The organism is Nonomuraea sp. NPDC052634 (genome assembly GCF_040678535.1).
In the GTDB taxonomy this organism is placed as follows: domain Bacteria; phylum Actinomycetota; class Actinomycetes; order Streptosporangiales; family Streptosporangiaceae; genus Nonomuraea; species Nonomuraea fastidiosa.
Window position 1 is genome coordinate 1,786,801 of the sequence record NZ_JBFATY010000001.1, and the last position, 15,823, is coordinate 1,802,623.

General features: G+C 71.6%; 10 protein-coding genes. 5 read left to right on the plus strand and 5 right to left on the minus strand.

Features of this window, described 5'->3' with window-relative positions; translation table 11 throughout:
• Positions 1 to 10 precede the first annotated feature (10 nt).
• Both AB0K67_RS08055 and ybaK read left to right on the plus strand, forming a co-directional pair.
• Positions 11 to 748: a helix-turn-helix transcriptional regulator gene (locus tag AB0K67_RS08055; RefSeq protein ID WP_364054754.1), complete on the plus strand. Its 738-nt coding sequence runs from the start codon at positions 11 to 13 to the stop codon at positions 746 to 748.
• A gap of 59 nt (positions 749 to 807) precedes the next feature.
• Entirely contained in the window at positions 808 to 1,263 is a 456-nt protein-coding gene (gene ybaK, locus AB0K67_RS08060; RefSeq protein WP_364057497.1) for a Cys-tRNA(Pro) deacylase, read from the plus strand.
• A 1,096-nt stretch (positions 1,264 to 2,359) separates the two neighbouring features.
• On the opposite strand, the gene AB0K67_RS08065 is transcribed toward ybaK, so the two are convergent.
• Complete coding sequence (locus tag AB0K67_RS08065) at positions 2,360 to 5,008, minus strand: transglycosylase domain-containing protein (RefSeq protein ID WP_364054757.1); 2,649 nt, start codon at positions 5,006 to 5,008, stop codon at positions 2,360 to 2,362.
• A 52-nt stretch (positions 5,009 to 5,060) separates the two neighbouring features.
• Positions 5,061 to 6,371 (minus strand): UDP-N-acetylglucosamine 1-carboxyvinyltransferase, encoded by a 1,311-nt coding sequence (murA, locus tag AB0K67_RS08070; RefSeq protein WP_364054760.1) that lies wholly within the window; start codon positions 6,369 to 6,371, stop codon positions 5,061 to 5,063.
• 192 nt (positions 6,372 to 6,563) lie between these two features.
• Between murA and AB0K67_RS08075 the strand changes: the two genes are divergently transcribed.
• The gene (locus AB0K67_RS08075; protein WP_364054763.1) at positions 6,564 to 6,968 is read left to right on the plus strand and encodes a hypothetical protein; all 405 of its coding nucleotides are present in this window, start codon (positions 6,564 to 6,566) and stop codon (positions 6,966 to 6,968) included.
• Positions 6,969 to 6,971: 3 nt separating this feature from the next.
• On the opposite strand, the gene AB0K67_RS08080 is transcribed toward AB0K67_RS08075, so the two are convergent.
• Both AB0K67_RS08080 and dnaE read right to left on the minus strand, forming a co-directional pair.
• The gene (locus tag AB0K67_RS08080) at positions 6,972 to 8,354 is read right to left on the minus strand and encodes an amidase (RefSeq protein ID WP_364054766.1); all 1,383 of its coding nucleotides are present in this window, start codon (positions 8,352 to 8,354) and stop codon (positions 6,972 to 6,974) included.
• 173 nt (positions 8,355 to 8,527) lie between these two features.
• Positions 8,528 to 12,055, minus strand: a complete 3,528-nt coding sequence (dnaE, locus tag AB0K67_RS08085) for a DNA polymerase III subunit alpha (RefSeq protein ID WP_364054768.1) — start codon at positions 12,053 to 12,055, stop codon at positions 8,528 to 8,530.
• Between the two features lie 167 nt (positions 12,056 to 12,222).
• On the opposite strand from dnaE, the gene AB0K67_RS08090 reads away from it, so the two are divergent.
• Positions 12,223 to 13,647: an amino acid permease gene (locus tag AB0K67_RS08090; protein ID WP_364054771.1), complete on the plus strand. Its 1,425-nt coding sequence runs from the start codon at positions 12,223 to 12,225 to the stop codon at positions 13,645 to 13,647.
• Between the two features lie 132 nt (positions 13,648 to 13,779).
• Complete coding sequence (locus AB0K67_RS08095) at positions 13,780 to 14,790, plus strand: SGNH/GDSL hydrolase family protein (protein ID WP_364054774.1); 1,011 nt, start codon at positions 13,780 to 13,782, stop codon at positions 14,788 to 14,790.
• A gap of 114 nt (positions 14,791 to 14,904) precedes the next feature.
• Here AB0K67_RS08095 and AB0K67_RS08100 read toward each other — a convergent pair whose 3' ends face one another.
• Positions 14,905 to 15,606 carry a chorismate mutase gene (locus AB0K67_RS08100; protein ID WP_364054777.1) on the minus strand — a complete coding sequence of 234 codons (702 nt, stop codon included), beginning with the start codon at positions 15,604 to 15,606 and terminating at the stop codon, positions 14,905 to 14,907.
• Positions 15,607 to 15,823 lie beyond the last annotated feature (217 nt).

Genomic DNA, 15,823 nt, shown 5'->3' on the forward strand with positions numbered 1-15,823 from the left:
GTGCCAATGTATGTCGAATATCCGCCACATGCCGGAGGCGCCCACCGGACACCGGCCCCTCACCACCGGCGCCGGCATCGACGCCCACCGCCACGACACCCACCAGATCGTGTACGCCTGCCGGGGCGTCCTGTCCGTCACCACCGACGCCGGCACCTGGGTCGCCCCTGCGAACCGCGCCATCTGGGTGCCCGCAGGCACCGTGCACGAGCATCGCGCCCACGGCGACACCGACCTGCGCCTCGTCGGGCTCACCCGCAACCCGCTGCGGCTCGGACGGCCCGCCGTGCTCGCCGTCGGTCCCCTGCTGCGCGAGCTGATCATCGCGTACACCGCCGAATCCGCCGCTTCCGAGCCTGAGCGCGCCCGTCTCCTCGCCGTCCTGCTCGATCAGCTCAAGCGCGCCCCCGAGCAGCCGTTTCACCTGCCCACCCCGCGTGACCCGCGCCTGGCCGCCGCGTGCGCCGCCCTGCACCATGACCCCGCCGACGCCGCCACGCTGGCGCAGCTCGCCGCCCGCGCCGGCACCAGCGAACGCACCCTCGCCCGGCTGTTCAGGGCCGAGCTCGGCATGAGCTTCCCGCAGTGGCGCACCCAGCTCCGGCTGCACCACGCGCTCCTGCTGCTGGCCGACGGGCTGCCGGTGACCGCCGTCGCGCATCGCTGCGGGTGGGCGACGGCCAGCGCGTTCATCGACGTGTTCAAGAAGGCCTTCGGGTACACCCCCGGCCGGGCCTTTACATTGTAGATTCGCTACGCTGGAGGGTTGTGAGCAAAACGAAGGGCAAGGGCGGCACCCCGGCCACCATGGCGCTGACCAAGGCCGGAGCCGAGTTCACCCTCCACCCCTACGAGCACGACCCCTCCGCGCAGGCCTACGGCGAGGAGGCCGCCGACGCGCTCGGCGTCCCCTACGAGCGGATCTTCAAGACGCTGGTCGTCGAGGTCGAGAGCGGGCTGGCCGTGGCCGTCGTGCCCGTGGCGGGCAAACTCGACCTCAAGGCGCTGGCCGGCGCGCTCGGCGGCAAGCGGGCCGCGATGGCCGACGCCGCCAAGGTCGAACGCGTCACCGGCTACGTCGTCGGCGGCATCAGCCCCCTCGGTCAGCGCAAGCAACTGCCCACCGTGGTCGACTCGTCGGCGCTCGACTTCGAGACCATCTACTTCTCGGCGGGCAAGCGCGGCCTCCAGGTCGAAACCGCCCCCGCCAACCTCATCACCCTCACCCGCGCCCTCACCGCCCCCATCGCCAAACCCGCCTGACCACCCGCTTCGGCAGGGCAGGGGTGTCGGCGCTTCCACAGGGCCAGGGTGCGACGGCGCTTCCGTAGAGCCAGGTGCGCCGACCGAACCGTGGGAGTCTGCCCGCCCTCGACCGGCTCGCCGAGCACACGCCTGAGCGCCCCGGACGAGCCCTCCGAATGCGTGACCGCCCGCCCCGGACGAGCCCCCTCCGAACGCGGGACTACCCGCCCCAGACCGGCCTCCCGGCACCTCAGACCAGCTCCCGGCACCTCGGGTGAGCCTCCCGGCACCTCGGGTGGGCCGCTCTGGCTGAGACCGGCCCGGCGCCGCGCCGGGGAGTGACAGGCCGCATTCAACCAAGACGAGCCGCCTGCGACCGGCCACCGCAGGGGCTGGCGATGGTGCCTGGCTAGACGGCTCGAAGCGGTGCCGAGCGGAGCCTCGCAAGGAAGCCTGCGCTCCGCTTGCCGCAGGGCCAGGGCAGGACGCCTGCGACCAGGCTGACGACCTCGCCGTGGTGGCAAGCTGCGCCCCACCCGAAATGCTGCACCGCGCCGACGACTGCGCCGGAGCCGCAAACCATGCCTCGCCCGAGGAGCCCCGGGCCGTGGGACGACAATTGGCCGGAGGCACCCTAGCGACGAGTTTGCGAGAACCCGGCCACCGACCGCGCCAGAGCGGGACCCTACGGCGAGTTCGGCCCTGCCACCCTGCGCCCGGCCTGCCCCGCCACCCCTGCGCACGACCTGCCCCGCCGCTTTGTGCATGGCCTGTCCCGCTCCCTTGCGCGCGATCACCAGCGGACGGCTGGAGGCAGTGCTGAGCGCGCGTGGGCGGGGGCTGGAGGCACGCTCGCAGGCGGGTCTGCGGGCGCGCTGGCCTCTGGCCCGACGGCCCCTCCGAGCCACGCAACCACGACTGGCGAAACGAGCTGCGGCGGGCCCGCTAGGACTGGGGCGGAGCAGCACCCTGTGCGCGGTCTGCCCGCCACGCTGTGCCCGGCCCGGACCCGCCACGCAACACGCGGCCAAATCAGCCGCCCTACGAACGACCCGATCCGCCACCCTGCGCCCAACCCGAACCCGCCACGCAACACGCGGCCAAATCAGCCGCCCTACGAACGACCTGACCCGCGACCCTGCGCCCGGCCGGATCCGCTGCCTTGCGAGCGGTCACCAGCAGAAGGCTGCCGACGCTGCTGAGCAGACGGCTGTGAGCGGTTCTGAGCAGGGCCCTGAGGGCGAGACTGCGCAGGGGGTTGCCTGCGGGGCTGCGCCGCCTGTTGCGGACGCGGTTGGGCGGCCGGCTGCGGACGCGCCTGCGGGCGGGACTGAGCAGGCGGCTGCGGGCGCGCCTGCGCGGGCGGCTTCGGACGCGATTGGACGGGCGCCTGCGGGCGCGATTGAGCTGGCGCCTGCGGGCGGGACCGCGCGGGAGGCTGCGGGCGGGACCGCGCGGGAGGCTGCGGGCGCGCCTGCGCGGGTGGGGCCGTGCTCGGTTGGGCGGGTGGGGCGGTGTGGGTGGCGGGGTGGTGGCGGCGGAGCGGGGGCCATTCGAGGGTGAACTCCGTGCGCCCACGCCGCGGCGAGGTGATCGCGTCCTGCCCGAGCAGCCACTCGAAGAGCCGCCGGTGCCGCCGCAGGAAGGGGTGCATGCGCCGCTTGCGCTCCTCCTCGGCGAGCGCCTTCTCCAGGCCGGGCGTGTGCCCGCCACCGAAGCGGGACATGTCGGGCTTGTGGAAGCGGGTCGGCTCCGTACGCCGCAGAGCCTTCCGCATCGACTCCACCCAGATCGGCCCCGGCAGCGACGCCCCCTGCACCGACCCGTAGTGCCGCCCGCCGATCTCCACGCCCTGCAGCGGATACCGGTACGACCCCCGGATGTCCCCCACGCTGACCGCCGCCGCCAGGTCGGGCGTGTGGCCGGCGAACCAGGCGGAGGTGTAGCCGTTGTTGGTGCCGGTCTTGCCGGCGGCCGGCCGCCCGATGCTCTGCCCCTTCATCGTGCCCTTGTCGAAGACGCCGGTGAGCACGTGGTTGACGGCGTCGGCGACGGGCGCCTCGATGGCCTGCTCGCAGGCGGGCGGGATGTGCGTGCGCCGGCCGTCCCTGCCGGTGATCTCGACGATGGCGAGCGGCCGGCAGTAGCGCCCGCGCGCCGCGAAGGCCGCGAACGAGGCCGCCACGGTCACCGGGTCCATCTCGTTGATGCCGAGCGTGAACGTCGGCACCTCGCGCAGCGGCTGCCCGTCGGCCCTGACGATGCCGAGCTTCTTGGCGGTGCGGACGACGTTGCAGAGCCCGACCTTGCGCTCCAGCATCATGTAGAAGATGTTGACCGACTTCCAGGTGCCGGTCTCGATGCTGTGCGGGCCGCCCTCGCCCTCGCCGCTGGCGTTGTGGATGCGGGTGCCGGGGTCGTTCACGGGGCGTCCCGCGCAGTTGCGGTAGCCCTGGGACGGCGTCAGCGAGCCGGGCGTCTGGAAGCCGTCGCCGAAGCGCCAGCCCTGCTGCAGCGCGGTGGCCAGGGTGAACACCTTGAACGTCGATCCGGCCTGGAAGCCCTGCCCGCCGCCGTGCGCGACGTCGGCGGCGAGGTTGAAGGTGGTCCTGGGGCCGTTCTTGCGGTTGCCGGGGTTGGGGCCGAAGTGCTTGCTCGCGGCCATCGCCCTGATGCGCCCGGTTCCGGGCTCGACCATGGCCTCGGCGGCCACCTCGGTGTCCTTGGGCGAGACGTATCTGCGGATGGCCTGTTCCGCGGCGCGCTGGGCGACGGGGTCGAGGCTGGTCCTGATCGTCATGCCGCCCCTGGCCATGCGGCGGCGCCGCTCGGCGGCGGTGTTGCCGAAGACGGGGTTGGACAGCAGCTCCTGCTGGACGTACACGCAGTAGAAGGGGTAGTCGCTCTGCGCGCAGCCGCCCGGCTCGGGCCGCAGCCGCAGCCCGAGGGGTGAGCTCTTGGCCTGGGCCGCCTGCTGCTGGGTGATCCACTTGAGCCCGGCCATGCGGTCGAGGACGAGGTCGCGCCGCGCCTTGAGCCGTTCGCGGTGCTCGCGTCCGAGCGAGGGGTCGGTCGAGTACGGCATGCGCACCGCCCCCGCCAGCGTGGCCGCCTGGGTGAGCGTGAGCTTGGCCGCGGAGGTGGAGAAGAACCGCCTGGCCGCCGCCTCCACGCCGTGGGCGCCGGCCCCGAAGTAGGCGATGTTGAGGTACCGCTCGAGGATCTCGTCCTTGCGGTACTTGCGTTCCAGCGCGAGCGCCAGCCGCAGCTCGGTGATCTTGCGGGCGAGGTTGGGCGCGCGGGCCCGGTCGCGCTCCTCATCGGTGCGGGCGCTCTCCACCAGGATGTTCTTGACGAGCTGCTGGGTGAGGGACGAGCCGCCCTGCTTGATGCCGCCCGCCTGGGTGTTGGTGAGCAGCGCCCGCAGCGTGCCCCTGACGTCGAGGCCGCCGTGCTCGTAGAAGCGGGCGTCCTCGATGGCCACGATGGCCTTGCGCATCACGGGCGCGACGGAGGCCAGCCGTACGACGGTCCTGTTGGCCTCGTAGAACTGCGCGAACGGCCGGCCGTTCCTGTCGAGCAGCCTGGTCACCTGGGAGAGCTGCTCCTCGCGCGGGGCGGGCGGCAGGTCCACGAAGTGGTTCACGGCGTTCTTCGTGGCGATGCCGCCCCCGCCCACCACCGGGACGGCCAGCGCGGCCGTGAGCAGCCCGCCCAGCGCTCCCGCCAGCCCGAGTGCCCCGATGGATCTGAGTACGCTCACGTGAGTTGTGTGCGACGTCCCGATCGGCGGCAAACGCCCGGCTGGCAGCTCTTTACCGTTGCCTGCGGATGTTCAGACCCAGCGAGGCGAACTGTTCGAACGGCCGGTGGTAACCGCGTTCGATGTGGTGCACGCCGCGCAGCGTCGAGGGCCCGTCGGCGACGGCCGCGGCCAGCACGGCCGAGAACCCGGCCCTGATGTCCGGCAGCGTCACGTCGGCGCCCTTGAGCTTGGACACGCCGCGCACGACGGCCGAGTGGCGCGCGTTGGTGTCGTGGTAGCGGCAGGCGGGGCCGCCGAGGCACTGGTCGAACACCTCGATCTCGCAGCCCATCTTCTGCAGCGCGGGCACGTACACCAGGCGGTTTTCGAAGACCGTCTCGTGCAGCACGGACATGCCGTGGCTCTGGGTGAACAGCACCATGAGCGGCGTCTGCCAGTCGGTCATGAAGCCCGGGTGGGTGTCGGTCTGCACGGCCGCCGCGCGCAGGCCCTCGGGCGGCGCGGTGGCGCACAGGTACTCGTCGTTGATCTCGAACTGGGCGCCCATCCTGGCCAGCGTGGTGATGGCGGTGACCAGGCGGTCCTGGGGGCAGCCGTGGACGCGTACCTCGCCCTGGGTGATGAGCCCGGCGGCGAGGTACGAGAACGCCTCGATGCGGTCGCCGGTCAGCCACGTGGAGGCGCCGCGCAGGTGGTCGACGCCCTCGATGACGATCCTGCGGTCGGGCGAGAGCTCGATCCGCGCGCCCATCCGCTGCAGGAACAGCGCCAGCTCCACCACCTCGGGCTCGGTGGCGGCGTTCTTCAGCACGGTCTTGCCGTCGGCCAGCACCGCCGACATCAGCACGGTCTCGGTGGCGCCCACGCTCGGGTACGGCAGCTCGATGCGGGTGCCGTTGAGGCGTTTGGCCTTGGCGTAGATGCCGGTCTCCTTCACCTCGACCTCGGCGCCCATCGCCCGCAACGCGTCCACGTGGAAGTTGACCGGCCGCCGCCCGATGGGGTCGCCGCCGACCAGCGGCACGAACGCCTCGCCCGCCAGATGCAGCAGCGGGCCGAGCATGAGGATGGGGATGCGGTTCAGGCCGGTGAACGCGTCGGGCACCCGCGGCTCGATCTCGGCGCCGCGCTCGATCCTGATCTCCGTACCGGAGATCTCGACGTGGATGCCAAGGGCGCGCAGCATCTCGGCGGTGATCCCCACCTCACCGACCTCGGGGGCGTTGTGGATGCTGCTCTCGCCGTCGCCGAGCATGGCGGCGACCATGTGCTTGGACACGCCGTTCTTGGAACCGCGTACTTCGACGTCACCCCGGAGGGGACCGGAGGGTTCTATCAGCCAGACCTCTTCAGCAATCACGAAGTGAGCCTAACCGGGAGATACCATCGAGCTGATTCGGACGTACATGTGAGGGGGAGTGGCGTGGCGAGGGAAGTACGCGCATTTGCGGTAACTGTCCTCACTCTCGCCACACTCGGAGCCGCCGCCGGCCTGCTCTGGTCAGGGCTGTCGCCCCGGGCTCCCTACCAGGTCACCGGGCAGGGCCAGACGGTGCTCGCCGACCCCACCACGCAGGCGCTGATCGCGGCCGACGGCTGGTTCGCGGTGATCACCGGCGGTCTCGGGCTGGTGTGCGGCGGGGTCGCCTGGTTCATCGCCCGCCGGTGGATGCTGCCGGTGCTGCTGGGGCTCTGCGCGGGCGGGGTGCTCGCGTCCTTTCTGACGTTGTGGATCGGGTCCACGTTCACCATCGGGGCGGTCACGGTGGAGGCGGCCGCCGCGCCCGGGGTGACGATCGTGCCCGGCGCGCTGAAGCTGACCGCCTCCGGCGTGCTGGTGTGCTGGCCGCTGCTGGCCGTGGGGTTCTTCGCCCTCCTTGAGGGCATGCACGGCTATCGCGAGTCGCCGCTGCGGCATCCGTACGGCATCGAGCCCGGCGACCCGGACCGGCTCTAGCCGCTACAGCGGGGGCCTGCGCCGCCCGTGGCCGGTGGCGTGCTCGAACGCCCGCGCCACCCGCAGCACCCTGGCGTCCTCGAACGGCCGCCCGACGATCTGCACGCCCACCGGCAGACCGTCCTCGGTGAACCCGGCGGGCACGGACGCGGCCGGCGCGTGCAGCACGCTGATCAGGTAGGCCGAGCGCATCCACGACAGGTAGTCGGGCAGCTTCTGGCCGTTGATCTCGCTCACGTGCGGATGCTCGACGGGGAACGGCGGCACCTGGCTGACCGGCGCGATCAGCACGTCGTAGGTGTCGAAGAAGTCGGCCATGCGCTGGTAGAGGCGGCTGCGCGCCATCTCGGCCCTGGCCAGGTCGGCGCCGGTGACCTTGCGGCCCTGCTCGACGTTCCAGGCGGTGTTGGGGCCGAGGCCGCTCTTGTCGCCGTGGGCGAGCAGGTAGAACCAGGCCCGGTACGTTCTGAACGCGTCGTCGGCGTCCTCGAGGTCGAGCTCGACCTCCTCCACGCGGGCGCCGAGCCCCTCGAACACGGCGGGCGCGGTCGCGGTCACCGCCGCCGTGCGCGGATCGACCGGCAGGCCGCCCAGGTCGGGGCTCCACGCCACCCGCAGCCCCGCCACGCCCTGCTCGGGCTCCGGCGCGAACCTCTCCTTGATCGCGAACGGGGAGCGCCGGTCGAACCCGGCGATGGCCCCGAGCATGAGCGTGACGTCGTCGACCGTCCGCGCCATCGGCCCGGACACCGACAGCGTGTACCAGGCGGCCGTGACGGACGGCGTGGGGACGCGGCCCGGCGTCGGCCGCAGCCCGACGACGTTGCAGAACGAGGCCGGGTTGCGCAGCGAGCCGCCCATGTCGGTGCCGTCGGCCAGCGGCACCATGCCGGTGGCCAGCGCGGCGGCCGCTCCCCCGCTGCTGCCGCCCGCCGACTTCGTCAGGTCGTACGGGTTCCTGGTGGCGCCGAACACCTCGTTGACCGTGTGGGAGCCGGTGCCGAACTCCGGGGTGTTGGTCTTGCCCACGCTGATCGCGCCCGCCGCGCGCAGCCGCCTGACGACCAGGTCGTCCTGCTCCGGCACGTGGTCGGCGAACAGCGGCGATCCGTACGTGGTGCGGATGCCGGCCGTGTCGAGCAGGTCCTTGTGCGCGACCGGCACGCCGTGCAGCGGCCCCACCGGCTCGCCGGCCGCGAGGGCCGCGTCGGCCGCCTCCGCCGCCCGCAGCGCCTGGTCGGCGGCGAGCGTGACGATGGCGTTGACGGCGGGGTTGACCTTGTCGATGCGGTCGAGGTGGGCGCGGAGAACCTCCACGGCGCTCACCTCCCGGGTCTTGATGAGGCGGGCCAGCTCGGTCGCGGTCAGGTAGTGCAGTTCGCTCACGATGCGATCCTGCCCCACGCCGGCCGGGGAGGCGACGGCGAGGGTTGCCGAACACCGCCCGGCCCGCTCCGTGATCCGAACGCCGCCCGGCCCGCGGCCGTAGGCCCGCGCCCGGCCGACCTCGGTGGAGCAGGCCGGGGCGCGGGCCGTCAGGCGGCGATACAGCCGGGCCGTCAGGTGGTGACCGAGGCCGGGCCGAGGAGCTGCTTGAGGTCGCCCATGAGCGCCGGCGACGGCGTGACCCGCAGCCGGTCGTCGACCCGCAGGACGGTGGTGCGCGGCCCGTTGCGCACCTGCAGGTGCACCTCGGACGTGCCGGGATGGGTGGTGAGGATCTCCTTCAGCCTGCCGACCACGGGCGGCGTGCAGCGGGCCAGCGGCAGGTTGACCTTCACCGGCCCGCCCGCCTCCTGGGTCAGGTCGGGCACCGTCACCTCCATGGCGATGATCTTGGCGACGTCCTCCCGCTTGTCGATGCGGCCCTTGACGAACACGATGGCGTCCTCGGCCACGACCGTCGAGCACAGCTGGTACGTCGACGGGAAGATCATCACCTCGATCGAGCCCGCGAGGTCTTCGAGCTGGGTCAGCACCCAGGTGTCGCCCTTCTTGGTGACCTTGCGCTGGACCCCGCTCAGGATGCCGCCCACGGTCACCACCTGCCCGTCGGGCCTGCTCTCGTCCTGTACGGCCGCGATCGAGCAGTCGGCCCCCGCCGCCAGGATGTGCTCGACGCCGAACAGCGGGTGGTCGGAGACGTACAGGCCGAGCATCTCCCGCTCGAACTGCAGCAGCGTGGTCTTGTCCCACTCCCCTTCGGGGATCTGCACGTCGAAGGTCTGGTCGTCGCCGCCGTCGATCGCCCCGAACAGGGAGTCCTGGCCGATGGCCTCGTTCTTCTTGATGTCGATGATCGCATCGACGGCCTGCTCGTGCACCATGACCAGGCCCTTGCGCTGGTGGCCGAGCGAGTCGAACGCGCCCGCCTTGATCAGCGACTCGATCACCCGCTTGTTGCAGACGGCGGCGGGCACCTTGCGCAGGAAGTCCTTGAAGTCGGTGAAGCGGCCCTTCTGCTTGCGGGCGTTGATGATGCCCTCGACGACGTTGGCGCCGACGTTGCGGATGGCCGACAGGCCGAAGCGGATGTCGGAGCCGCGCGGAGTGAAGTCGAAGTCGGAGTCGTTGACGTCGGGCGGCAGGACCTTGATGCCCATGCGGCGGCACTCGTTGAGGTAGAGGGCCGACTTGTCCTTGTCGTCCTTGACCGACGTCAGCAGCGCCGCCATGTAAGCCGCCGGGTAGTTGGCCTTGAGGTAGGCGGTCCAGTAAGCGATGAGGCCGTAGGCGGCCGTGTGGGCCTTGTTGAAGGCGTAGTCGGAGAACGGCAGCAGGATGTCCCACAGCGCCTTGATGGCCTCGGCGGAGAAGCCGTTCTCCTTCATGCCGCGCTCGAAGCTGGCGTACTGCTTGTCCAGCTCGGCCTTCTTCTTCTTGCCCATCGCGCGGCGCAGCAGGTCGGCGGCGCCCAGGGAGAAGCCGGCCACCCGCTGGGCGATGGCCATGACCTGCTCCTGGTAGATGATCAGGCCGTAGGTGGTCTCCAGGATGTCCTCGAGCGGCTTTTCCAGCTCGGGGTGGATGGGCGTGATCTCCTGCTGGCCGTTCTTGCGCAGCGCGTAGTTGGTGTGGGAGTTGGCGCCCATCGGGCCCGGCCGGTAGAGGGCGAGGGCGGCGGAGATGTCCTCGAAGTTGTCGGGACGCATGAGGCGCAGCAGCGAACGCATGCCGCCGCCGTCGAGCTGGAACACGCCCAGCGTGTCGCCCTTGGCGAGCAGCTCGTAGCTCTTGCGGTCGTCGAGCGGCAGCGAGAGCAGATCGACCTTCTCACCCGTGGTCGCCTCGATCAGCTTGAGGCAGTCGTCCATGATGGTGAGGTTGCGCAGGCCTAGGAAGTCCATCTTGAGCAGGCCGAGCGTCTCACACGTCGGGTAGTCGAACTGCGTGATGATCGCGCCGTCGGAGTCGCGGCGCATGATCGGGATGTGGTCGGTCAGCACCTCGCGCGACATGATCACGCCGGCCGCGTGGACGCCGGTCTGCCGGATCAGGCCCTCCAGGCCCCTGCCGAGGTCCATGGTGGCCTTGACGTCGGGATCCTCCTCGTAGAGGCGGCGCAGCTCGCCCGCCTCGGCGTAGCGCGGATGGTCGGGGTCGAAGATGCCCGAGAGCGGGATGTCCTTGCCCATGACGGCGGGCGGGAACGCCTTGGAGACGCGGTCGCCGAGCGCGTAGGGGTAGCCGAGGACGCGGCCCGCGTCCTTGATGGCGGCCTTGGCCTTGATGGTGCCGAACGTGGCGATCATGGCGACCTTGTCGGCGCCGTACCGCTCGGTCACGTAGCGGATGACGTCGCCTCGCCTGCGCTCGTCGAAGTCCACGTCGACGTCGGGCATCGACACGCGCTCGGGGTTGAGGAACCGCTCGAAGATCAGGCCGTGCGGGAGCGGGTCGAGGTCGGTGATGCCCAGCGCGTACGCCACCAGCGACCCCGCCGCCGAGCCTCGCCCGGGACCGACCGGGATGCCGTTCTGCTTGGCCCAGTTGATGAAGTCGGCGACCACGAGGAAGTAGCTCGGGAAGCCCATCTGCTCGATGACGCCGATCTCGTACTCGGCCTGCTTGCGGTGCTCCTCGTCGTAGCCCTCCGGCCAGCGGCGGGCCATGCCCTCCCAGACGGCCTTGCGGAAGTACTCGGTCTCGCTCATGCCGTCGGGGATCGGGAACGTCGGCATGAGGTTCTTGTGCTCGAAGAAGCCGCTGGTGTCGACCTTCTCGGCCACCAGCAGCGTGTTGCGGCAGCCCTCGGCCCACAGGTCGGAGGAGTCGACGGCGCGCATCTCGTCGGCGCTCTTGATGTAGTAGCCGGTGCCGTCGAAGCGGAAGCGGTCGGGGTCGGACAGCCGCTTGCCGGTCTGGATGCACAGCAGCGCGTCGTGGGAGGCGGCGTCGGACTCGTAGGTGTAGTGGGAGTCGTTGGTGACCAGCGGCGGGATGTCCAGCTCGCGGCTGATGCGGATCAGGCCGTCGCGGACGCGGCGCTCGATGTCGAGGCCGTGGTCCATGATCTCCAGGAAGAAGTTGTCCTTGCCGAAGATGTCCTGATATTTCGCGGCGGCCTTCAGGGCTTCGTCGTACTGGCCGAGGCGCAGCCTGGTCTGCACCTCGCCGGAGGGGCAGCCGGTGGTGGCCATGAGCCCGTCGGCGTGCTCGGCGAGCAGCTCGGCGTCCATGCGGGCCCACTTGCGCACGAAGCCCTCGGTGTAGGCGCGCGAGGACAGCTTCATGAGGTTGTGCAGGCCCGTCTTGTTGCGGGCCCAGATCGTCATGTGGGTGTAGTAACCGCCCGCCGACACGTCGTCCTTGCGCTGGTGCGGCTCGCCCCACAGCACCGGCCGCTTGTTGTGGCGCGACTCCGGCGCGACGTACGCCTCGATGCCGATGATCGGCTTGACGCCCGCCCCCGTCGCCTGCTTGTAGAAGTCGTAGGCGCCGTGCATGTTGCCGTGATCGGTGATGGCGATCGCCGGCATGCCCAGCTCGCCGACCACCTGGAACATCTGCTTCAGCCGCGCGGCTCCGTCCAGCATCGAGTATTCGGTGTGGACGTGCAGGTGGACGAACGAGTCGCTGGACGACATGGAACCGCGCCTCCCAGTCTCGAAGCGGACGTGCGGATCAGACTTTAATCCCCGCCACTGACAGTCCGTATCTCCTCCCGGCCGCAGCGGACCGGCGAGGCGGCGGCGGGCTTCGCACACGGCACCGATATCCTCGATGTCACGTTTCGTAGCCAAGGAGTGACTCGGTGCGCACGGAGACGGACGAGGGATACCGCAAGGCGCTGGGCAACCGGCAGGTCCAGATGATCGCCATCGGCGGGGCGATCGGCGTGGGCCTGTTCCTGGGCGCGGGAGGCCGCCTGGCCGCCACGGGGCCCGCCCTCGTGCTCTCCTACGCCATCGCGGGACTGGCCGCGTTCTTCGTCATGCGGGCGCTCGGCGAGCTGGTGCTCTACCGGCCGGTGGCGGGCTCGTTCGTCGAGTACGCGGGTGAGTTCATCGGACCGTGGGCGGCCTTCGCCAGCGGCTGGATGTACTGGATCAACTGGGCGTTCACCGGCATCGCCGAGCTGACGGCGATCGCCGCGTACATCCACTATTGGGCGCCCGCCTTCCCGCAGTGGATGACGGCGCTGATCGCGCTCGGCATCGTCATGACCGTCAACCTGCTGTCCGTGCGGCTCTTCGGCGAGCTGGAGTTCTGGTTCGCGCTGCTGAAGGTGCTGGCCATCTCGACCTTCCTGATCGTGGGGCTGGTGCTGGTGGTGTTCGCGGTGGGCGACGCCGGGCCGCACAACCTGGTGGCGCACGGCGGGTTCTTCCCGACCGGGTTCCCGCTGGTGCTGATGAGCCTGCAGTCGGTCGTCTTCGCGTACGCCTCGATCGAGCTGGTCGGCATCGCCGCCGGTGAGACGGCCAGGCCGCACGAGGTCATGCCCCGCGCGATCAACGGCGTCGTGTGGCGCATCGCGATCTTCTACGTCGGCTCGGTGCTGCTGCTCGCCATGGTGCTGCCGTGGACCGCCTACCGCGCCGGCACCTCGCCCTTCGTGACCGTCTTCGCCGGGCTCGGCGTGCCCTGGGCGGCCGACGCGATGAACCTCGTGGTGATCACCGCCGCCGCGTCGTCGTGCAACTCCGGCCTGTACGCCACCGGCCGCATCCTGCGTTCGATGGCGCTGAAGCGGGAGGCCCCCTCCTTCGCCGCCACGCTCAGCTCACGCCACGTGCCGATGGGCGGCATCCTGTTCACCGCGTCGATGCTGCTCGGCGGGGTGGCGTTGTTCTACTTCCTGCCCGAGCGGGCCTTCAACATCGCCACCGCCTGCGCCTCGCTCGGCGTGATCACCACGTGGGGCGTGCTGGTGTTCTGCCAGACCCGCCTGCGCCGCAGCGGCCACCGCTCCACGTTCCCGATGCCCGGCTCCCCCTACACCAACTGGCTGACGCTGGGCTTCCTCGCGCTGGTGGTGCTGCTGATGCCGTTCGCCGACGAGGACCAGCTCGTCGCGTTCTTCCTCATCCCGGTGCTCGCGCTCGGCATCGCGCTGGGCTGGCACGTGGTCAAGCGGCGCCGCCACACGCCGGAGCCGCCGGGCCCGGCCGACCCGACCGGCCCCACGGACCCCACGGACCCGGCCGATCCGGCCGATCCGGTCGCCCGGCCCTGACCCGTCCGGACATACCCGCCCCGGAGATCGGCTCGGTAGTCTCGTCAGCGCAGCCATGAGGAGTCGCCGCTCGGGGAGGTCGCGCTGGACGGGGCTGGACGGGACACCAGGTGGTCGCTCATCAAGGTCGGGGTGGCGGTCGCGACCGGCGTGGTGCTGGCGCTGGCCTGCCTGCCTCTGGGGGTCTATCCGAAGCTGGCCTGCGCGCTGCTCGACGCGGGCTGCCCGCCCGGCTCGCCCGCCGGCGACCTGCCGCGGGTGACCCGGCTGACCGCCCTGCAGGCCGCGCAGAGCGGCACCTACGTGGCGCTCGGCGACTCCTACTCCTCCGGCGAGGGCGTCTACGAGCTCGACGAGCAGCCGATCAACGAGGGCGCCGACCGCTGCCACCGGGCCACCGGCTCGTACGTGCCGCTCGTCGCCAAGGCGTACCGGTTCGGCGGCGGCACCGCCTTCTACGCCTGCAGCGGCGCCACCACCCGCCAGCTGCTGACCGGGCAGCACGGCCAGCCGCCGCAGATCTCCCGGGTCGGCGCGGGCACCAGCCTGATCACGCTCAGCATCGGCGGCAACGACGCCGGCTTCAGCAAGGTGCTCACCGGGTGCATCGCCAAGCTCCCCTGGTCGTCGGCGTGCGTCGATCAGGAGACCGCGGTCAGCCGGCGCATCGAGGAGCTGCGTACGAGCGTGCTCCAGGTGCTCAGGGAGCTGCGGGTGCGCGCGCCTGAGGCGCGCGTGATCGTGCTCGGCTACCCGCGGCCGTTCCCCGAGGACCCGGTGGCCACCGTCGACAACCTGAGCGTGGCCGACCAGCGCTGGCTCAACGACGTCACGCGGCGGCTCAACGACACCGTAGGGTCGGTGGTCAGGGACTTCGACCGCGCCATCGCGGCCTTCGGCGCGCCTGGAAGCGCCGAGTACATCGACGCTTACGAGGCGTTCAGCGGGCACGAGGTGGGGCAGCCCGCGCCGTACCTGAACGGGCTGGCGGTGGACGTGAAGGAGCTGCGCGTCAACGCCCGCAGCTACCACCCGACGGGCGAGGGCTACCGGCGCTTCGCCGAGCTGATCATCAAGCAGATCGCCGACGGCCCCGGCCGCCCGCTCAACAACCTCCGCCTCAGCCGGCCCACCCCCGGCTGACCCAGGGCCCGTCGCGTACGGCCCGGATGACGCGCCTTGCGTGCGGGCCGGGCCGTCCTCAGGGTCGTCCGCCGAGGCGCGGTCCCGGCACCGCAAGGCGCGCGTGTCGCCCGGTCAGCGGGGTGCGCGCTGCTCCGACAGGCGCAGGCCGGCCTCGATGACCGCGTTCATGATCGGGGCCAGGCCGGACTCGCCGAGAGACGGGGCGCGCAGGGCCATCCGGGCGACCAGGGCGCGTTCGCGGTCCATGTCGCGTCCGGCGAAGCCCCCGACCGGCTTGATGCGCTGGACGATGCCCGCCAGCTCCACCCGGCGTTCGAGGAGCGTGGCCAGCGCGGCGTCCACCCGGTCGATCGCCGCGCGGCACTCGGGCAGCGTGGCGGGCGACTCGGGGCGCAGCAGGCCGCCGACGACGGTGACGGCCTCCTCGGCGAGTGCCCGGCCGTCCTGGCCGGCGATCAGCCCGTCGGCACCGGCGGCGACGGCAGCGGCGGACAGGCCGGGGTCGCTGGTGACGTCCACGAGCACGGGACGTCCCGAGGCGGCCCGAGCCGCGCGTACGAGGCTCAGATCGGGCCGCCCGCCCTCGCACAGGATCACCCGCCCGTCGCCCTCGGCTGCGCAGTAGTCGGCCAGCCCCAGCCACTCCTCCAGCGACGCTCCGGGACGCCGTTCCACGACGACCGGCAGCCCGAGCCCGGCCGCCGCGCGTACGAGGGGGATGTCACGGGTCCACGACGCCCCCACGATGACCGCATGCGCGTGCGCGGCGATCGCCGGAAGGTCCGCCGCGCCGGCCGGTTCGACGAGCGTCACACCACGCCCCGGCGCCCCGGGCCGCGCCCCTGCGACGTCGTCCGCGGGCCGTGCTGACCCCGCCCCGGACGGCACTGCGGACAGCGCCGTAGACGGCCTTCCAGGCGTCCTCCCGGACGGGACCTCAGAACGCCTCTCAGGTGGCGCCCACGGCGGCGCTGCGGGGGCTCTCGGGGGCTCGGCGGGGCGATCGCGGAGGCTGATCCGGGTGTCGATG

Coding starts and splice junctions, on each gene's coding strand:
- AB0K67_RS08055 (WP_364054754.1), top strand. CDS start 11: ATGTCGAATATCCGCCACATGCCGGAGGCGCCCACCGGACACCGGCCC.
- dnaE (WP_364054768.1), bottom strand. CDS start 12,055: ATGTCGTCCAGCGACTCGTTCGTCCACCTGCACGTCCACACCGAATAC.
- ybaK (WP_364057497.1), top strand. CDS start 808: ATGGCGCTGACCAAGGCCGGAGCCGAGTTCACCCTCCACCCCTACGAG.